Annotated in this window: 13 protein-coding genes; 6 read left to right on the forward strand and 7 right to left on the reverse strand. The window is 50.0% G+C overall.

All coding sequences use genetic code 11. From position 1 onward, the window contains the following. Positions 1 to 229 precede the first annotated feature (229 nt). The gene (locus VFS25_RS05845) at positions 230 to 571 is read left to right on the forward strand and encodes a hypothetical protein (RefSeq protein WP_326461186.1); all 342 of its coding nucleotides are present in this window, start codon (positions 230 to 232) and stop codon (positions 569 to 571) included. Between the two features lie 330 nt (positions 572 to 901). Here the strand turns inward: VFS25_RS05845 and VFS25_RS05850 are convergent, their stop codons facing one another. From VFS25_RS05850 to VFS25_RS05870, 5 genes are all read right to left on the reverse strand, one after another. After that, on the reverse strand, positions 902 to 3,061 hold the full coding sequence (locus tag VFS25_RS05850) for a serine aminopeptidase domain-containing protein (protein WP_326461187.1): 2,160 nt from the start codon (positions 3,059 to 3,061) through the stop codon (positions 902 to 904). 33 nt (positions 3,062 to 3,094) lie between these two features. Next, the gene (locus VFS25_RS05855; RefSeq protein ID WP_326461188.1) at positions 3,095 to 4,624 is read right to left on the reverse strand and encodes a RagB/SusD family nutrient uptake outer membrane protein; all 1,530 of its coding nucleotides are present in this window, start codon (positions 4,622 to 4,624) and stop codon (positions 3,095 to 3,097) included. A gap of 23 nt (positions 4,625 to 4,647) precedes the next feature. Then, a complete protein-coding gene (locus tag VFS25_RS05860) occupies positions 4,648 to 7,986 on the reverse strand; it encodes a TonB-dependent receptor (RefSeq protein ID WP_326461189.1) in 3,339 nt (1,112 codons plus the stop codon). Between the two features lie 207 nt (positions 7,987 to 8,193). After that, a complete protein-coding gene (locus tag VFS25_RS05865) occupies positions 8,194 to 9,339 on the reverse strand; it encodes a FecR family protein (RefSeq protein WP_326461190.1) in 1,146 nt (381 codons plus the stop codon). A 131-nt stretch (positions 9,340 to 9,470) separates the two neighbouring features. After that, a complete protein-coding gene (locus VFS25_RS05870) occupies positions 9,471 to 10,067 on the reverse strand; it encodes an RNA polymerase sigma factor (protein WP_326461191.1) in 597 nt (198 codons plus the stop codon). 137 nt (positions 10,068 to 10,204) lie between these two features. On the opposite strand from VFS25_RS05870, the gene VFS25_RS05875 reads away from it, so the two are divergent. The 3 genes from VFS25_RS05875 (at position 10,205) to VFS25_RS05885 (ending at position 16,456) form a co-directional block, all read left to right on the forward strand. Further along, on the forward strand, positions 10,205 to 10,792 hold the full coding sequence (locus VFS25_RS05875; protein WP_326461192.1) for a DUF445 domain-containing protein: 588 nt from the start codon (positions 10,205 to 10,207) through the stop codon (positions 10,790 to 10,792). A gap of 137 nt (positions 10,793 to 10,929) precedes the next feature. Further along, positions 10,930 to 13,485: an outer membrane beta-barrel family protein gene (locus VFS25_RS05880; RefSeq protein ID WP_326461193.1), complete on the forward strand. Its 2,556-nt coding sequence runs from the start codon at positions 10,930 to 10,932 to the stop codon at positions 13,483 to 13,485. A gap of 493 nt (positions 13,486 to 13,978) precedes the next feature. Next, positions 13,979 to 16,456 carry an outer membrane beta-barrel protein gene (locus VFS25_RS05885; RefSeq protein WP_326461194.1) on the forward strand — a complete coding sequence of 826 codons (2,478 nt, stop codon included), beginning with the start codon at positions 13,979 to 13,981 and terminating at the stop codon, positions 16,454 to 16,456. 124 nt (positions 16,457 to 16,580) lie between these two features. On the opposite strand, the gene VFS25_RS05890 is transcribed toward VFS25_RS05885, so the two are convergent. Further along, positions 16,581 to 17,237, reverse strand: a complete 657-nt coding sequence (locus VFS25_RS05890) for a protein-L-isoaspartate(D-aspartate) O-methyltransferase (RefSeq protein WP_326461195.1) — start codon at positions 17,235 to 17,237, stop codon at positions 16,581 to 16,583. 335 nt (positions 17,238 to 17,572) lie between these two features. Between VFS25_RS05890 and VFS25_RS05895 the strand changes: the two genes are divergently transcribed. Next, a complete protein-coding gene (locus VFS25_RS05895; RefSeq protein ID WP_326461196.1) occupies positions 17,573 to 19,297 on the forward strand; it encodes a phospho-sugar mutase in 1,725 nt (574 codons plus the stop codon). Between the two features lie 204 nt (positions 19,298 to 19,501). On the opposite strand, the gene VFS25_RS05900 is transcribed toward VFS25_RS05895, so the two are convergent. Next, positions 19,502 to 19,999 carry a phosphoribosyltransferase family protein gene (locus VFS25_RS05900; protein ID WP_326461197.1) on the reverse strand — a complete coding sequence of 166 codons (498 nt, stop codon included), beginning with the start codon at positions 19,997 to 19,999 and terminating at the stop codon, positions 19,502 to 19,504. An 87-nt stretch (positions 20,000 to 20,086) separates the two neighbouring features. Between VFS25_RS05900 and VFS25_RS05905 the strand changes: the two genes are divergently transcribed. Further along, the coding region (locus tag VFS25_RS05905; protein WP_326461198.1) for a (Fe-S)-binding protein at positions 20,087 to 21,133 on the forward strand (1,047 nt) is incomplete at its 3' end.

Here is a 21,133-nt window from a genome sequence, read left to right on the forward strand (position 1 = left end):
AAGAGATATTTTTCCCTTTATCCTGTTCTCCAAAATATTACAACGTCAGATATCCTTCACTCAATAAAAAATATATAGCCCGCCAAAGCGGGCCATATATTTTTTTGTTTCTCATGGGGCCTGACCTTTTTGGTCAGCCCCATTTTATCCCAAAATCATATCTGGAAATTTAAGTAAATATTTTAGCAGATTTTAGTGCCTGCTACCCTTTAAATAAACACTCATACTCATGGCAGCTTTCTCTGTAAAACCGGATGCAAACGGCCAATCTTCCAAGATTGAGATGAGATTGCCTGTAATAATTTTCCAGGATGATCAGCAATATTTTATTGCCCATATCCCGGTTTTAGACCTCTCGGGGTACGGCATGACGGCAGCCGAAGCCAAGGACTCCCTGGATGTTGCGCTGAAAGACTACCTGGATTATGCAATCAGTAATAATACATTGCATGATGACCTGGTTGCCCATGGCTTCCTCTTCAATAAAAAAGCGCATACTATCAATCCACCGGACCTTTTTAAGGTTCCATGGGTGTGTTTGTCAACCATCGCAAGGCGGCTCCAGACATGAGAAATGGGCTAAACCAGGCCTTTTAAGACCAGTTACTTTGCAGACGCACATTAGCCCCGTTCCTGAATTTATAGTCAAAAACTCTTTGCGAAATTTGGGATTAAGTAAAAAGGATAATGAGGCATACCTGGCCGATAAGAAGGGGATAGCAATGCGGAAAGGGAAAGGGAAGTAAAAACACTATTCAGCCTGCTGCAAAGACTTAGCCCGCATTTCTCCACTTAACAATCCGGACTGTAATGTATATCAAATGCATCAATCAAAAATTAAAAAGAACGGATAAGCAGCTACAACACATAGCCACTTACCCGTTCTTTTATCTGGTTCCCGTTATTTCTGCTGCCGCAGCCAGCCCGCCATTTCCTCCTGCATACTTTCACTAAAGCGGTTATAATCATCCGGTGTTTTAAAAGTCAGCTGTTTATTGGCCTGCATTGCCGGCGCAACCAGCTGCTTTACCGCTGCTACGGGATGATGCCGGTCCCTTTCAGGAGCCAGGATCAGTAAAGGCCGGGAGCCGATACAACGCAGCACATCATCAAAATCGACCGGTATATTTTTCTCCTGCCCTACATAAAAGCCCAGCCGTGGAATAAGGCCGTGCAGGTGTGAATAATGGCGGATGCCTTCAGTCGAAGTATCTGCTGACCGCAACGAGCCAAAAGCAGCGGCTACGGCAACGCCTTTTACCCTGCTGTCCAGGGCCGCGGTAAACAGCGCCACGGTTCCACCCAGCGCATACCCCGAGAGGTAAATATGAGCTGTGTCAATAAACGGCATCCGCGTACAGGCATCCCCGATAAGGGCCTTTGTATCAGCCACCATTTTACCCATCAGCGACCAGTGGGGATAACGCCCGTAAAAACGGCCGGCTTCCTCTATACGCGTGCCAAAGCCCACCATATCAAAGGTTAGCACGGCATAGCCCTGCTCTGTAAAACGCCGGATCACAGGTGCAATTCTCCTGTAGCTGCCCGTTGCATAGGAATACTCATGCAAGAAAATCACCAGGGGCAGCCTGCTGCTTACTGAATCGTGCGTTACAGCTGCGGAGGGAAAATAGAGATTGCCATACAGGTTATCTCCCAGGCCATTATACGGGCCTACGACCATTTCACGCACGCTTTCAGGCAGCACCGGCTTTTCAATTACTTCCGACAGGTAATCATTGCCATATGTGCTGTTCCTGCGCAATAAAGGAGAAAGTGGACTTATTGCCGGCGTGCCCGGCGGCTCATTGCCCAGCAGCCATTGCAGGCGTTCGCGGACAGCGCCCGCAGGAAGCGGCGTGTGTGCATTCGCCACCGGGAATTTTGCAGCCGCTGTATTTTCTCCGCTCAGCTGTTTCCATTTTTCAAATGAATAATCATGGTACAACCTGTTTTCAGGATGCCAGTTGGTACGATGGAAAATGTAATCGAAGAAATCAATAAAGTCCTCTGCATTCCTGGCAGCATGCTGATGGCGGCCGCGGCGCAGCAAAATGGCCACGTTATTATCTGCCCCCAAAAAATGATATGCTTTTGATACCGACCGGTAAGACTGGGTAATACCCCAGTCATTACCCTGCCCTTCCGTAAGCGCAGATACCATCATCAACCCTCTTGGCGCTATCAACGACATCAGCAGGTTCTGATCTACCGGCAGCTTTTGCTCACAACCACTGAACAGCCGCAGCCGGGCATTGAACCAGTGCGGGAAATTGCGGGTAATTTCTTCCAGGGACTCCGAATCAAAACGCTCGTCGGAATAGCGGAAAGTGCTTTCGCCACCCGTGCCGCCGCTGCTGGTTACTACCGCTTTAATACGCTCGTCAAAAGCAGCGGCCATCAGCGATTGCTTACCGTTACGGGAATGGCCGGTTAGGGCAATGCGGGCAGTGTCTACTTCCGGCAGCTTCACCAGGTAATCCACTACCCGCGAAGCGCCCCAGGCGCGCTTCATTAAAGTGGCAAAGTCATACCCGGGAAATACCTGGTCATAGTTACGGGTATCGTCTTTACTATCCGCGCCGGCATAAATACAGCCAATATATCCCCGGCGCACTGCAATTTGCGCCCAGCCACGATGGTTCCACTGCGTCATAAATACGGGCAGTGGTTTGGATGCCGGGGGTATCATCAGCTCCAGCGTCATTTTTGCTTTATGGCCCGGGCCAAAATACAATTCCACCGTACGCACCTTCACCTGCTGCGTTACTGTTTCTGCTATCACCTTCACCTGCATATTATCAGGCGGGGGCGGCACTGTGCCTGATACCCAGTGCTGGTATTGCTTCCTGATCTCATTACGCCGCTGCTGCCATTGCTCACGGGTGGTTACCGGTATGCGCTTCCCGCCTTCATCCAGCAGCAGTGGTTCCGGCAGCAAAGGAATATCCGGCAACCTGGCTATAACAGCCTTGTCGTCAGGAGCTGTTTGCGCCTGCACATTATTCCGGATGCCGGCAAAAGCAGCCAACAGCAATCCTATTGTTAAACATCTTTTCATAAATCCAGTTTTTTGTGTCAGACAGGGATGCTGCTAGAATGCAGGATAACCCGGGTTTTGTACAAGCGACTTATTTACATTCCATGCGCCCAAAGGTATGGGCAGTAAAATGGGCCGCTCTTTCAGCCAGGGCTTGGAATCCACGTCTATTTTACTGAAATCGGCGCGGTGCTCGCGGATAAAATCAATAAAACGGTCGCGGCGGTTAAGGTCAGAGAAAGCGCCGGCAGGCTCCCATACAAATTCCATCCGGCGTTCAGCGTAAATGGCGTCCAGGGTTTGATCTTTGTTAAGCGTAAGCGGTTTGGCCTCCAGCCCTGCACGGTCCCTTATCCTGTTAACGATCTTCATGGCATCTTCTGAGCGGCCTTTTTCATTCAATGCTTCGGCATAGTTCAGCAGCACTTCGGGATAACGGACAATGGGCGTGTTAATGCCGGAACCTACCAGCGAAGCCTTTTGCCAGTATTTGGTTACAATGTAGCCTGTTTTCGTATAACCATTGGGGAAAGTAAGCGGCATTACAAAATCTGTCATTTCCTGGTGATGCTCACCGGGGCCGATGATAACGCCCCAATAGCGCTGGTCTTTTATTCTCCCGTTCTGGTCCCTTTCAAAAGCATTGATCCAGTTTGTTTGCGGCACAAAGTTGCTGTTTGCGCCACGGCCAATGAACTGCGACGAAGCGCCCCTGGGCGCTGACCTTACATCCAGCCCGTTGCCTTCAATGCCGTTACTGAGAGAGCTGTATTGTGTAGAAAAAACAATCTCTTTATTATTTTCATTGGTTTCCAGGAATACGCTCCTGAAGTCGGGCAGCAGATCATATACGTTCAAATTCACTACGGCTTCGCCGGCCGTAAGTGCGGCGTCCCAGTTCTTGCGCCACAGGTATACTTTTGCCAGGTAGGCCAGGGCAGCGCCTTTGGTGGCCCGGCCCAGGTCTGCGGCGTTCGGCCATACTGCCGGCAAAACATCTGCGGCTTCTTTCAGGTCTGCTTCTACCTGGTTCCATACCTGGTCGGCAGTGGCCCGGGGAATATCCAGCTTGGATGATGCATTCAGCTCTTCGGTAACCAGCGGCACGCCGCCAAAGTAGTTCACCAGCTTATAATAATAAATAGCGCGCAGGAACTTTGCCTGGGCAACTATCTGCGCTTTTACTGTTGCATCCAAATCTTCCATGGCCCCTACCCTGCCGATAACCACGTTTGCCCGCGCTACTCCCTGGTACAGGCCAGTGTACATTTGACCGATATAAAGGTTGTTAGACGGTAGTGTGAGCATTTCCAGCTGTACGCGGGGCGTGTTCTGATCCTGCTCATACAGGTCGCCACTCATGGTCCATTCAATATTGGCGGCATCCACCACGTTGCCAAAGGTAGATTCATCCTGCAGCTGCGCATACGCGCCTATGAGCGCGGATTGCGCATCGCCTTCGGTTTTAAAGAAAGTGGCATCGGTAAGCACATCGCTTGGCGTAACCGTCAGAAAATTTTTACCGCAGGAAGCGGTGCTTAAAAGAAAGGCGGAAAGAAATATATTTTTAATGAATTGCTTCATAACTGTTGATTTAATGGTAAACTTTAGAAACCTACATTTACGCCTGCCGTGAAAGTACGGGGCTGCGGGAACACGCCGGTATCAATACCTGCGCTAAGCGGGTCTATACTGCCTACTTCCGGGTCAAAACCGGAGTATTTTGTTATGGTAAACAGGTTTTGTGCGCTCACATATACCCGGATGCTTTTAAACATGCTTTTACCGATAATACCGGCAGGAAGGTTATAGCCCAGCACAATGTTGCGCAGCCGCAGGTAATCGCCGTCTTCCACGAAAAAGGAGGAAGCATTCACATAATTCCCGTTAGCGTCGGTATATTTCAGTCCCGGCTGGTCATTGATGCCGCTGCCAGGCGTCCAGTGGTTCAGTACATCTTTTACGCCGTTTACAATACCATTGCCGTTAAAATACTTCATGGGATAGTTGGAAACCTTATTGGCGTGATAGATCTGGTTGCCGGCTACACCCTGGAACATTACATTCAGGTCAAAACCTTTGCAGGCAAGGTTCAGGTTAAGGCCATAGGTAAAGTCGGGCCAGGGTTTGCCTATCATCACCTTATCTTCATCTGTAAGCATCTTATCGCCGTTTACATCCCGGTAGCGGAAGTCACCGGCAATGGCGTTGGGCTGAAAATTTTTATCTACTTCTTCATCGGTCTGGTACACGCCGTCTACAATATATCCCCTGTAGTAGCCTATGGGGCGGCCTTTTTCGGTATATGTCATGGTCATGCTGGTACCGGGTAGGTTGGGTCCAACAATCGGCTGGCCTACTCCCAAACTCTTTACCACATTGCTCAACGTGGCAATGTTGGCGCTTACGTCAAAATGCAGCGCGCCTATGTTATCGCGGAAACCCAGTAATAATTCCAGGCCTTTGTTTTGCACACTGCCGCCGTTAACGGTAGGCGCGTTCTGAAAACCGGCTTCCAGCGAAATGGGCAGGCTGATGAGCATGTCCTTTGTATTTTTTATAAAATAGTCTGCCGTGAGATAAAGCCTTTCATTCAGTAAAGAAGCGTCCAGGCCAATATCGGTTTGCTCGGTGGTTTCCCATTTCAGGTCGGGGTTGCCGGGCCGGGTCATGGTGGAACCTATAATAATGGCCTGGCCGCCGGGGCCTAACACATAGTTATCTGCATTGGCGCCGCTCCTGATGGTGCTCAGGTAACCAAAGGCAGGAATGGCGTCGTTACCCAGCTGGCCCCAGCTGCCGCGCAGCTTCAGGTCATTCAGCACGCCGCGGAACGGTTCCATGAAAGCTTCTTCAGAGATACGCCAGCCCGCAGATATGGCGGAGAAATTGCCCCATTTATTGTTAGGTCCGAAATTGGAAGAGCCATCCCGTCGGAAACTGGCGGAAAGCAGGTATTTGCCCTGGTAAGAATAATTCAAACGGCCCAGGTAAGACGCTAATGTGGAATAGGCATTGGTGCCGCTGGCGGTGCGCAGGCTTACATCGCTGCCGTTTATTACCTGCAGCGCCTCATTCTGGTAGCCCGTGCCGGTGCCGGAAAGCCAGTTGGTCCTGATCGTTTGCGCTGTTTGACCTATTACGCCTGAAATGGTATGATCGCCGAAAGACCGGGTGTATGATAATGTATTTTCAATCAGTCGCGTTTGCCGCTGGTCGTACCGCTCGGTTAAAGTAGCCTGCGGATGAATGTAAAACCCTCTTTCCACTTTGCCTTCCCAGTTGTATATGCGGTTGTTGTAGGCGTCAACACCAATGCTGGTTCTCAGCTTGAGGTTCTTTACAATTTCATATTCGCCGAAAACATTCCCATATATCCTGAAGTTCCGCAACTGGTTATCAACAGAAGCGGCTTTCAGCAGCGGGTTATCGCCATCTTTGGTGTAATAGCCGCCGGGGCCAAAGAAAGCGGAGTCTTTGTTCAGTGTTGGAAAGAATTGCTGCGCAAGATTAAAGATGCCGCCCTGCATAGCATCTGTGTTTTGCCCCTGCGATTCTGTAGCGGCAAACGCCAGCGAACCGCCAAAGCTGAACTTATCATTGGCTTTCATATCAACTGTCAGCCGGCCGGTGTAACGCTTATAGGAAGTGGCGATAATAGTTCCGTCCTGGTCCGAATAGCCCAGCGACATTCTTGCGCGCACTTTTTGCGTTCCCCCGGAAAAGCTCAGGTCATAATTCTGTATGGGCGCTGTCCGGAATATTTCCCCGATCATATCCGTACCTTCTCCCAATGCCTCCGGGTTGGACCATTCCGGGTTAGGCGCCAGGCCTGAATTAGTGTACAGCTCATTGGCCATGGTGGCAAATTCCCGCGCATTGAGGAATGCCGGCTTTTTCCAGAGCTGGGAAAAACCCGTATATGCATTTAAGTTAACCCCAACCGTACCTTCCTTACCGCGCTTGGTGGTGATCAGGATTACGCCGTTGGCCGCACGGGAGCCGTAAATAGCGGCGGCAGCAGCATCTTTCAGCACTTCAACGGATTCAATATCATTCGGGTTAATGATAGACATCCCATCTACCCGGTAAGAGCTGGAAGGGATAGACATACCATCGCCGTTAATGGGGAAACCATCCACCACATACAACGGCTGGTTACCGCCGGTAGTGCCAATGCCCCGGATGCGCACAGAAGCTGCGGCGCCGGGCGCGCCGCCGGTTTGTGAAATGAATACGCCGGGCACTTTACCTTCCAGCGCCGTGGTGAAGCTGGTAGACGGGGTTTTAAGCAGCTCTTCTGACTTAACAGAGGCAATGGCGCCGGTGAGGTCCCGCTTACGCTCCGTACCATAGCCAATTACCACTACCTGGTTTAAACCGGTATTGGTGGCTGCCAGCGCAATATTTAACGGAGCGCCTTTTGTTACGGTTACCTCCTGCCTGCTATAGCCCAGGTAAGAAATAATCAGCACCGCATTTTCCGGTACGTTAATATGGAACTTACCGTCGCTGTTGGTTGTGGTACCGCTGCTGCTGCCTTTTACCTGTATGGTAACGCCTACCAGCGGGGCGCCGTTGGCAGCATCTGTTACCAGGCCCTCTACAGGAAAGTCTTTTTCTTCCTCAGGGGCCGGCGGTTGTATAATGCTATTATGAACAGCGCGGATGAAGATTGTTTTACCCAGTATGGTGTATTGCAAGGGCTGGCCTTTCAACACTTCGTTCAACGCGGCTTTCAGCGGAACATCCTTTATAGAAAGGCTTACTGCGCTCACCTTACCAATATCCACGTTGTTATAGAAAAAGGCATAGCCGGTTTGCTGCTCAATGGCGGAAAAGATCTTCTCTAACGGGATATTTTTACCAGATAGCGATACCTGTTGCGAATATCCTGTGGCATGTACGGCCAGACTTAATGTGATAAGAACAACTGTTAACTTCATAGTGAGCAGGAGTTGCCGGAAAGTTCCGGGCAGCGGGAACTTCCTTTTACGTCTGTAAAAAAAATACATACTTTTGCAGTGTTTGGTTAGTTAATAAATTGCCGTTCCGGGCATTGTTTATCAGGCTGACCTAACGCTTGCCGGGAATGTTAGCGCATTCCCGGTGCTATTTAGGCCACCGTCCCCTTTTTAATCGTAAACGTGGTTTTAAGGAAGTATCACTACTTCCCGGTTGTCTGTAATTGTAAAACGTGCTTTAGTGAGTGCCAGGCCATTCAGTACCTGCGTCAGCGTGAGGCTGCGGTCTATTTTGCCTGAAAACTGCTGGTTGTTATTTACATTTGGTTGATAAATTACTTCTACGTCGTACCACCGGGCAATTTCGCGCATAACGGTTTTCAGGTTATCATCCCTGAATACAAAAAAGCCGTTCTTCCAGGCCATTACATCCGCTACATTGATGTTCCTTGCTACGGCAATATCTCCCTTTTCGTTTACCTGCGCCTGCTCTCCCGGCTTCAGAATGGTATTACCGACTTTTACCGCCCCTTCCAGCAGGGTTGTTTTCATAACTGGTTCATCGGCATAGGCTTTAATATTGAAATTCGTTCCAAGGTCTTCTATCAGCTGGTTGCCGGCCTGTATTCTGAAAGGTCTTTTACTGTCATGCTTCACCTCAAAATAGGCTTCGCCGGTTAGTATCACTTTTCTTTCTTTCCCGGTAAAAGCCACCGGGTAACGCAGGGAAGTGCCGGTATTCAACCAAACCGCTGTGCCATCGGGCAGCACCAGCCGGTACTGTACGCCCCGGGGAGTGGTAAGGGTGTTAAAGCTTACCTCTTTGCCCGTGCTGCTGTTTTCATACAGCAGTTGTCCCTTTTGCTGCCGTATGGCTGTATTGCCCTGCCGCAGCACCTGGTGGCCGGCCGTGTCCAGCGTAACGGTGGAACCGTCGGCCAGGGTAAGCACAGGCATGCCTGCAACCGGCTTTATATCCGCAGGATCATTTTTTGGGGCTTCCGCCACCCTTGCCACCGGCGGCTTTTGCGGCGGGCGGTTAAAGTACGCGATACCGGAAAGCACCAGCACCAGTACTGCGGCCGCCCAGCCCCAGTAGCGGGCAATTATGCTGCGTACCGGCCGTACCGCCTTTATTTCCGCCTCTTCAGCCGCATATATTTTATACAGCAGCTCCTGCCATTTTACGGTGCTTACATCGTCCATACCTTCTTCCACATCATACACTTCGGTTATGAACTGCTGCAGCAACCCGTCATACCGGCCGGAACGGACCATCTCCGCCAGCTCCAGCCAGTCATTGTTATCCGCCTCACCGGCGACATAACGGTCCATTAATATTTTAAACCTTTCTTTATTCATACGGGCGTTACGGTGTGGAATGCCCCGTTTATAACAAAGACGTTTGAAGCAGGGGTTGGTACGGGTGATGCAGAAAATATTTTTTGGGGGGGACGGCAGAAAATTCAGGAATGCTGGAAAACGGCCACCAGCAATGGTACTGTAAGGATGCTTACGGCATGTGCGTTCAAATGGGTTCTGATACGCTGCAATGCGGCGGTGAGATGGCCTTTGGCCGTGCTTTTGGAGATGGAAAGCTTTTGGGAGATTTCATCCATGGATAACCCCTGGACGCGCACCATTTCATAAACCTGCCTTTGCCTTAACGGCAGCTGGTCTATGGCATGCTGCAATAGTTTACAGGCAAGGGAGGTACGTATGCGGTGGTCGGTGTCGTTGATAACCGGTTCTGCGCCGTTCATGCTCATGCGGTAGGTGATTTCATGCACCTTTTTCCTGAACCGGTCAAATACCAGGTTCCTGGTGATGGCGCCGATAAAGCCATGCAGGTTGGTTACCGGCTCCATTTCATGCCTTTTCAGCCATAATTTCAGGAAAACATCCTGCACCACCTCTTCCGCGGCCGGTACATCCTTCAGCAATTTCATGGCAGTTCCCAGCACTTTTGGCCGGTAATGATCAAAAATGACAGCAAATGCATATTCACTATCCCGGGACAGCAACGTTAACAGCTCTTTTTCATTATCAAGGTTGCTACTCATTTCATTTTATTACGCTTTTCAGACCTTTTACAAATATCCCAGCTGGCATTACAGACTAAAAATAATTAAATAGCTGAAAATCCAATAACAGCAGCTTTTCTTATCTTCGCAGGATTTTTCAAATATTTTCTGAACAGATGTCAATATACCTGATTCCCTTTATTTCGGCTTTTATAGGATGGTTTACCAACTGGATTGCTATTAAAATGCTGTTCCATCCCCGGGAGCCCAAAAAGATACTCTTTATGACCATACAGGGTATTTTTCCCAAACGGCAACGGCAGTTTGCTGAAAAGCTGGGCAGGCTGGTAGCTTCAGAGCTGCTGTCTTTTGACGACATCCGCGCCAAGCTTACCGATCCTGAGAAGATCAAAAATATTATTCCCCTGGTAGAGGATCACCTGGAGCATTTCCTGCGCAAAAAGCTGCCCGACGCCATGCCCGTACTTGCCATGTTTATTGGCGACAGCACCATTAAGCAGATTAAAGATGTGCTGATAAAAGAGCTGGACAGCCTGTTTCCCATTATGATAGACCGTTATCTCGAAAACACCCGGGAAGAGCTGGACCTGGAAAAAATTGTTACTGAAAAAGTGGCCGGCTTTTCTTCCGACAAGCTGGAGCAGATACTGCAGGGTATTATGTCGCGCGAGTTCCGTTTTGTAGAGATCATCGGCGGGGTGCTGGGCTTTCTGATAGGGCTGCTGCAGCTGTTGATGGCATAATGAACTGTTAATTACTGTTAAGACCTTTTACCGTCATTTTTCCTGGTTTCCCCCGCTAAAATATCCCATTCGTCATATTCGCCCATAAGGCGTATGATTTACAGATAATTTTGTGCCTGCATTAACCCGATTTATCAATGAAACAATGGTACATTTTACTGGCCGCGGTTCTGCTGGGGCATGCGGCCTTATATGCCCAAATACCGGTGATGCCGGCAACAGGCGGTAAGCCTGGTACAGGCCGCCCCGGCGCAGGCGGACAACGGCAGCTGCCGCAGATAGGCCATCTTTACGGCAAGCTGGTAGACGCCGATACTAAAAAGCCGGTTGCTTATGCGGCAGTGGCGCTGCTAAAGCTGCGCGACTCCAGCGTGGTAACCGGGATGCTCACCAAAGACAACGGCGAGTTTAACTTTGAGAACCTGCCCTTTGGCACCTTTAATATGCGCATCACCTTTATGGGTTATGGCACGCTGTATAAAAGAGTGTCTATCAGCCCGCAAACTATTGACCAGGACCTGGGCAACCTGAAGCTGAAACCCAACACCAAGCTGCTGAGCACCGTGGAGGTAACCGGCCAGAAAAGCGCCTTTACCATGGGCATTGATAAAAAAGTGTTTAATGTAGACCGTAACCTGGTAAGCGTAGGCGGCACTGCACAGGATGTGCTGAAGAACGTGCCGGCCGTGAATGTGGATATTGACGGTAACGTAACCGTACGCAACGCCTCTCCCACTATTTTTGTAGACGGCAAACCCTCTACCCTTACGCTGGACCAGATACCGGCCGACGCTATTGAAAGCGTGGAGCTGATCACCAACCCCTCTGCCAAATATGACGCCGAAGGTATGTCGGGCATACTGAACATTGTGCTGAAAAAGAACAAGCGTGCAGGCATTAACGGTATGGTGAACGCGGGTATTGGCACCGGCAATAAATACAACGGCGGCGGCAATATTAACGTTCGCCAGGGCAAGGTGAACGTATTTGCCAATTACATGATCAACTCCAACCGCAACTGGGGCAAGGGCACTACCGACCGTACCAACTTCCTGAACGGCGACACCAGCCTCCTGCACCAGGAAAGCAACAGCCGCAGCACGCCGCTGTTCCAGTTTGGCCGTATTGGGCTGGACTACTACCTGGACAACCGCAATACTATTTCCATATCGCAGAACATTGTTGACGGTAATTTCAAGAACTATGAGGACCTGCGCAGCACCTTTAACCAGGGCGACTCCCTGGGCAGCCGCATTACCAACAACAAGTTCGGGTTCCGCAACTACACCACCCAGCTGGGCTTCAAGCACACCTTTGCGGAGCCTAACCGGGAATGGACGGCCGACTTTACCTACAATACCAGCAAAAACAACCGCAACGGCGATTTTAATACCCAGCCGCTTACGCCGGCCGGTGACCCTACCGGCAAGGCCGCGCTGCAAACCAACCATTCCGACGGTAAAACCACGTACATCGTGATGCAAACCGATTATACAGATCCCATTGGTAAAACCGGTAAGCTGGAGCTGGGCCTGAAAGGCACCATCCGCAATTACAACAGCATTTATAATGTATATGACCAGGACACTACCACCGGGCAATACATTTATAACAACCTGCTTTCAAACGATTATAAGTACAAAGAGCAGATATATGCCGGCTATGTAAACTACTCCGGCACCGCAGGCAACTTCGGCTACCAGGGCGGGCTGCGCGTGGAGCAATACATTTACTCCGGCGAAATACCCAGCGAAAGCCTGAAGTACAAGCCTACGAAAGCCAGGCCGGGCTTTTTCCCGAGCATATACCTGTCGCAGAAATTTGCCCATGACCAGGAGCTGCAGCTGAACTACTCCCGCCGTGTAACCCGGCCCACCTTTTTCCAGCTGATACCTTACCGGGATTATACCGACCCGCTGAACCAGCGTGAAGGTAATCCCAACCTGAAGCCGGAATACACCAACAGCATGGAGTTCTCTTACGCCAAAAACTGGAAGAACGGCAATTTCCTGGGATCTGTTTATTACCGGAACACCAACAACCTGCTGTCGACCATCAGCGAGCCGTTAGGAAAAGACACGCTGCTCACCACCTTTGTGAATGCGGATAAAAACAACTCTTACGGCGTGGAGCTAACGGCCAAGAACACCTTTTTTGACATATGGGATATTACTGCCAACGTAAACCTGTACCGCTCGGAAATAGCCGTTACCCAGGATAAGCACGAGTATGCCAACAGCAATTTCAGCTGGAACGCCAAGATCAATTCCGAAACCCGGCTGCCGGCCAACTTTACGCTGCAGATCAGCGGTAACTACCAGGCGCCTACCATTGCGCTGCCCAACAACAGCGGCGGCCGCGGCGGCGGTTTCATGATGGTGCCCGCCTCTGCCCAGGGAACCATTAAAGGCTTCAGCAGCGTGGATATAGGTTTGAAAAAGGATTTCCTGAAAAAGAAAACCGCATCGCTTACCCTGGCGCTTTCCGACGTGTTCAACACCCGCCAGTATGAGCTGAACCAGGCAGCGCCGGCCTTTGTGCAGGATTACATCCGTAAGCGCGAGTCGCGCATATTGCGCCTTACCTTTGCATACCGCTTTGGCAAGTTTGATGCGCAGATATTTAAACGCAAAAACACCAAAGCCGACCGGGAAAACATGCAAAACAGCATGCAAACGGAGCCGGCGTTCTAAAGACAATTACGAATTATTTAATTACAACCCTGCAAAGCGGTGCATTGCCTGTTCCGCTCTTGCGGAAAGCACTTTTGAAAATTATTATGAAGCGCCTAATTACGAATTGGGCGGTGTGTAATTTGTTGCTGCGTGTGACTTCAGGGAGTAACGGTTTTCCCGGGGCTGTAGTTTAGCGTAATATAAAAGCGTTTAAAACGTAATCATTACAATGGTGTTGTTACAGCAGTATGCTGCTGCAACAACGCCATTAAAATAATAGCCGGCGCTACATTTAAATAATAATAAGAAAGGCTGCGGGAAACCCGCGCACCATCTCCATATCCTTTTTCCTGCTTTATTACAGCCTGCCCTGTTAACTACATTGCCCCTTCATTATTAATTATTCATTATTAATTATTCATACCGCTGTTCGGCCACTCATCATAAATCGCCTGATCTTCCCTTCCGGTTGAATATTTTTACGGTATTAATGCTATTATTCCACTTGATCATGAACAATCGCTTACTACTCGTTTGCGTATTGTTGTGCGGCTATTATCATGCTTCAGCGCAGGACAATACTTCCAACGCAACTGTAAAAGTTTCCGGCAAAGCCGTGGACGATGTTACCGGCAAACCGGTTGAATATGCTTCCGTAGTGCTTTTACATAAACCCGACTCCACCGTAGCCTTTGGCATGTATACCCAACCTACCGGCAATTTTAGCTTTGCAGCTGTAAAACCCGGCGGCTATGTGCTGCGCATTACCTATATGGGCTATGAAAAGCTGGAAAAAGACGTACGCGTTACTGCCGCCAAACCTACCGTTAGCGTAGGCACGCTTCGTTTACACGCAGCCGGCAAGGTATTATCTGCCGTAGAAGTAAAGGCAGAAAAACCCGCCTTCAGCATGCAGATAGACCGGCAGGTATTTGACGCCGGCAGCATGGTAACAGCCGACGGCGGCACCGGTACGGACCTGTTGAAAAATGTACCTGGTATAGATGTGGACATTGACGATAATGTGTCGCTGCGCGGCAAGTCCGTTACCATTTATGTAGATGGCAAACCCTCTCCCTTTGGCGACGCCAAAACCGCCCTGCAAATGATACCCGCCGAAACAGTAGACCGGGTAGAGGTGATCACCAACCCGTCTGCCAAATATGAAGCCCAGGGCGGTGGCGGCATTATTAACATTGTGCTTAAAAAAGACAAGGCCATTGGCTATAACGTGATGTTTAACGCCGGTGTAGCCACCCGTGGCCAGGTGAATGGCAGCGTACATGGCAGTTTCCGTATACGCCGCTTTAATTTCTTTGCCAACTACTACGGCCGGTACGGCACCGCTGTAGGCAGTGGCTTCAGCAACCGCCACAACCTGGTGCCGGACAGCAGTAATGCGTCTTACTTTACGCAGGCTAATCGCAGCCATAACAGCGATGGCTCGCACGGCGGCCGTATAGGCATGGATTATTACCTGGACAAGTACAACTCCTTTGGCCTGTCGGAAGGTATTAACTTCAGCAACGGCAATAATGGAAACGACATCCTGCTGAACTACCTGGATGCGGATAAACAGGCGCTGCGCACCGGCAACCGCCATAACAGCGGCGGTTACTATAACCCAAGCAACAACACGGCCTTCAGCTTCCGGCATACCACTGATAAAGAAAATGAGGAGCTGACCGCCTATGTGAGCTACAGCAATAACAAAGGCAATAATAACAGCGACTACTACACGCAGTATGAGAAACCGGGCGGTACAGAGGACCCTGACCGCCAGTCGAACACCGGTTTTAACCACAACCAGTTCTGGAACGTACAGTCCGACTATACTACGCCCCTGGGTAAAAAGGGCAAGTTTGAAGCAGGGGTGAAGGGCACTTTCCAAAAAATAGATAATGATTACACCGCCCTTGTGTTTAATAATGATAGTAACGAGTTTGAAAAAAGTGAGGACCTGTCCAACATCTATTCCTATCAACAAAATATTTACGCCGGTTACATGAACCTGGCCAGCGCTTTCGGCAACCTGGGCTACCAGGTAGGCGTACGTGTGGAACAGGCGCAGCTGAAAGGCTACTCATTTTCGCAGGACACATCGGTAAACAACCGTTTCTTTAACGTATTTCCAAGCCTGTTCCTGAAGTATAACCTGCCCAATGCGCAGGACCAGAGCCTGATATTCAACTACGCCACCCGTGTTGACCGCCCGGGGTTTAATGAGCTGCTGCCTTATGTGAATAACTCCGATCCGCAAAACATACGCACGGGCAACCCGGAGCTGCAACCTTCGCTAACGAATAAGTTTGAGCTGAGCTATTCACACTACTATCCAAAATCGCGCAACTTCCTGAACACCGGCGTATACTACTCACAGGCCAATGATGATATAGACCGCATCAGCACCCTTGACACTACTACCGGCGTAACCATTACCAAACCCATGAACCTGGCCACAGACCAGGACTGGGGCGCTAATTTCACCTACCAGCTGCACATTTTCCAGTGGTGGGATGTAACCAGCAACCTGAACATGGAGTACAGCAAGCTTACCGGCTCGGGCAGCTACAGCACTCTCACGAATGAGTACCTGACCTGCGGGCTGAATGTAAACAGCACGCTGCACCTGCCGGCCCGCTTTAACATACAGCTGCAGGGGCATTACCGCACGCCCCGGGTATCGCCGCAGGGCACCACCAAAGCAATGAACGGTTTAGACTTAGGCTTCCGCAAGGAGCTGCTGAAAAACCATGCCCTGGCCATTTCCGTAAACATTTCCGACCTGCTGAACACACAGCAGTTCAGCAATCACTATGAAACAGACGCGTTTATCCAGGACTATGAACGTAAGCGCACCACGCGCTACATACGCCTGAACCTGCGTTACCGCTTTGGCAAAATGGATCCTAACATGTTCAAGAAAAAACATTCCAGCGATGAGCCGGTAGAAGACGAGCATGCGCCGCAGAGCTTTCAACGCCTGTAGTTCAATTACGAATTGTCAGTTACGGATTGCGATCACACGGTTCAATACCGGTTAATTAGCTGCTTTAGCACAATACTGTTACTAAGGCGCTGCTCAATTCGTAATTCGTAATTGATAATTGACTTCAGGATCGTTTCCCGCTAAGCATAGGTACAAAAGAGAAATTATCAAAGGTTTCCTCTTCATATTCATCTTCCCCTGTTTTGGTAATGCGCTGCATGCGCTGCACCTCGGTACCGCCTACAGGCACCACCATCTTCCCCCCTATTTTCAGCTGCGCTAACAGCTTGGGGGGTATGCGCGGGGCAGCCGCGGTAATCAGTATCTTATCAAAAGGGGCAAAAGTGGGTAATCCTTCATAGCCATCCCCATAAAAAAAGCGGATAGTAGGGTAACGGGATTTAAAGGGAAATTGCTTTACCTCGTCAAACAGCTTCTTTTGCCGTTCTATGGTGAACAGGTTGGCCTTCAGCTCGCCCAATACACAGGCCTGGTAGGCACTGCCTGTACCTATTTCAAGTATCTTCTCAAAAGGTTTTACTTCCAGCAATTGGGTTTGATATGCTACCGTGTACGGCTGGGAAATGGTTTGTCCTTCGCCAATCGGGAAAGCCCGGTCTTCGTATGCAATGCCTTCAAACGCGGTGTCTAAAAAATAGTGCCTGGGAATATTGTTGATAGCCGCCAGTACATTTTCATCTGTTATACCTTTCTGCCTTAGCGAATCTACCAATTGTTTGCGCAATCCTTTTTGCTTGTAAGAATCGTCGTACCGCCTCATAGCCGCAAAATTAACCAAACCGGTCAATTTTCAATACAGTGTGGATTACTTGTTTAAGCAGAAAGCCAAAAGCGGAAAGCATAAAGCAGAAAGCAAAAAGTAAAAGTGCCAGGTTGCTGCCTGCATCTGCATTGTACCGGCATAGGGCCCGGCATGCATTCAGCCAGGCCCTGCTTGTTTTAAGCGTACCGGCTTTTTAACCGTCCCGACGCTTTTTATCTTTTGCATTCTACTTTTTGCTTTATGCTTTCCGCTTTTTACTAACATTAGGAAGCCTGCAGCCGGGGAAATACGTTTTTTCCTCTTTATATTTGAACCAGAAATAAAACAGGAACATGGACACTACTATTGAAAACAAGGTAACACAATGGCTAAAAGGCGGGTTTGATGCCGAAACAGTAGCAGCGGTGCAAAAGCTGCAGCAGGGTAACCCGGAAGAGCTGGCTGATGCATTTTACCGCAACCTGGAGTTTGGCACCGGCGGCCTGCGCGGCATTATGGGCGTAGGCACCAACCGGATGAACAAATATACCGTTGGGATGGCCACCCAGGGTTTTGCCAACTACCTGAAAAAAACCGTTAAAGGTGAGATAAAGATAGCCATTGCCCACGACAGCCGTAATAACAGCCGCTTTTTTGCAGAGGTAACGGCCAATGTAATGGCGGCCAACGGCATCAAGGTATTCCTGTTTGAGCGCCTGCGGCCCACCCCGGAGCTTTCGTTCACCATCCGCCACCTCAAATGCCAGGGCGGCGTGGTATTAACCGCCTCCCACAATCCCAAAGAGTATAACGGCTACAAAGCCTACTGGGACGACGGCGGGCAGCTGGTGCCCCCGCACGATAAAGACGTTATTAAAGAAGTAGAAAAGATAGCCGGTATAGACGCTGTAAAATGGACCGGCGGCGAAGCCAATATTACCCTAATTGGCAAGGAGGTAGACGAAGCCTACCTGCAGATGCTCAAAGGCCTGTCTATTAACCCGGATGTAATAGCCGCCCAGCACGATATGAAGATCGTGTACACGCCCATACATGGCACTGGTATTACCCTGGTGCCGGAAATACTGCAACGCTTTGGCTTTACCAATGTGCACATTGTAGAGGAGCAGGCTACACCGGACGGTAATTTCCCTACCGTGGTATATCCCAACCCCGAAGAGGCCGAAGCCATGAGCATGGGCCTCAAGAAAGCCAAAGAGCTGGATGCCGCCATACTGCTGGGCACCGACCCCGATGCCGACCGCGTAGGCATTGCCGTAAAAGACCTGAAAGGAGAATGGATATTGCTGAACGGCAACCAAACCGCCGTGCTGCTGTTCAACTATATTATTGAAGGCCGTAAAAAGAAAGGCCTGAGCGGCCCAACCGACTTTGTGGGCAAAACCGTGGTAACCTCCGACCTGATTGACGTGTTTGCGGCAAAGAACGGAGTGAACTGCTATAACGTGCTTACCGGCTTTAAGTGGATTGCCGACATGATCCGTGAAAAAGAAGGTAAAGAAAAGTTCATTTGCGGCGGCGAAGAATCTTACGGCTACATGATCGGCGATAATGTGCGCGACAAAGACGCCGTAGCCTCCGTAGCCATGATCTGTGAAATGGCCGCCTATGCCCGTAACGAAGGCCGCTCGCTGTATGAGCAGCTGATAGATATTTACGTGAAATACGGTTTCTATAAAGAGCAGCTGATCTCTATTACCAAGAAGGGCATGAAAGGCGCTGATGAAATTGCCGAAATGATGCGCACCTACCGCGATGCGCCGCCGGCCACCATCAATGGCTCACCCGTGGTAAAGCTGTATGATTACCAGCTGCAGCAGGCGAAAGACCTGAAAACCGGCGCCACACAAGCCATCACTTTACCCAAATCCAATGTGCTGCAGTTTATACTGGAAGACGGCAGCAAGATCTCTGCACGGCCTTCCGGCACCGAACCCAAGATCAAATTCTACTTCAGCGTGCAGCAGCCCTTGCCGCAGGCCAGTGACTTTGACAAGGTAAACACCCTGCTGGACCAGCGCATACAGGGAATAATAAAGGATATGAAGCTGAAGTAAAAGTAAAAAGTTAAAAAGCAAAAAGTAAAAGCAGAAAGCCAGTGTATCGATGATTGCACTGGCTTTCCGCTTTATGCGTTATGGTTTCCGCCTTTAAACTATACACATTGCAGCTGCAAACACATTGGCAACCCGCTCGCCGGAGCCTTTAGCATAGTCTGCCACATTTTTCTTTTTACCTTTTACTTTTTTACTTTTTACTTATCACACCAGATACGCCGAAAGTATCTCCTCTCCTTCCACGTCTACCATAATCATGTCCTGCAGGCTGGTGGACAATAAATAGCCTACAAAATCAACCGAGAGCGGGTAAGATTTATGCTTGCGGTCAACCAGCACAGCGGTTTGTATTTTCCGGGGCAGGAACTGCAAAAAGGGTTTAAGCGCATATAACATGGTACGGCCCGAGTTAGCCACATCGTCTATTAATATAATTACCTTATCATCCAGGTCAATATTCTCTGACAACGTTACCTCCAGCGGATGCTGCTTATCCAGCCGCAATGTTATGAGCTTTATGCTAAACGGCGCTATCTTTTGCAGGATAGCCGCTATCTTCTGCGCCAGTATCAGCCCCCGGTCCCATATACCAACCAGTATCACCTCCTGCTCCGTGCTGTTATGCTCATATATTTCAAAGGCTATACGTTCCAGCTTTTTTTGGATAATATCCTGCGTAAGGATCACATTTTTTGTTGCCATACAGATGCTTTACAGGTTGTAAAAGTAACTATTAAAAAAATACTTACATTGCCAAGAAACCGTAAATTAGAAAGTCAAACCTGATATATGCACTTAGTACAGCAGCTATTATTTGTGATTGTGCTGGCCGTTGCCATCTATGTGTTTACCCGCAAAATACGGCAGATACGGCGTAACATATTGCTCGGGCGCGATGTACAGCTGAACGATAACCCCGGTGAGCGCTGGCGCAATGTACTGCTGCTGGCATTCGGCCAGAAAAAAATGTTCCGTAAGCCGTTGGTGGCGGTGCTGCACTTTTTCGTATATGCGGGCTTCCTGATCATTAATATAGAGATACTGGAAATCATACTGGACGGCATCATAGGCTCGCACCGTATGTTTGCGCCGCCCCTGGGCCGCCTGTACCCCGTGCTCATAGGCTGCTTTGAGATACTGGCCGTGCTGGTGCTTGCCGGCTGCGCCATTTTCCTGGTACGCCGCAACATCCTGAAAATAAAACGCTTTATCGGCCATGACCTGGACGGGTGGCCCCGCTCCGACGCCAATTATATACTGATCACGGAAATTGTGCTGATGCTCCTGTTCCTTACCATGAACACCGCCGACCATGTGCTGCAAAGCCGCGGCGCGGAGCATTACATTGCTACCGGCCCGTTCTGGGTATCGGGGTTGCTTACCCCGCTGCTGGATGGCATGTCAACCAACGGCCTGGTAGCGCTGGAGCGCAGCTGCTGGTGGCTGCACATCCTGGGTGTGCTGGCCTTTTTGAACTACCTGCCTTTTTCCAAGCACCTGCATATTATACTGGCATTTCCCAACGCCTATTACGGCGATCTGCGGCCCAAAGGTAAAATGGAGAACATGCCTGCCGTGCAAAAAGAAGTACAGCTGATGCTGCAGCCCGGGCTGGCCGCCGGCGAGCCCGCGCCTGAAGGCATGCCTAAATTCGGCGCCAAAGACATACCCGACCTTACCTGGAAAAACCTGCTGGATGCCTATGCCTGTACAGAGTGCGGGCGCTGCACCGCCGCCTGCCCGGCCAACATTACCGGTAAAAAGCTGTCGCCCCGCAAAATTATGATGGACACGCGCGACCGGGCAGAAGCTGTAGGCCGCCAGATCAACAAAGAA

It is taken from the genome of Chitinophaga sp. (assembly GCF_035761305.1).
Classification (GTDB): domain Bacteria; phylum Bacteroidota; class Bacteroidia; order Chitinophagales; family Chitinophagaceae; genus Chitinophaga.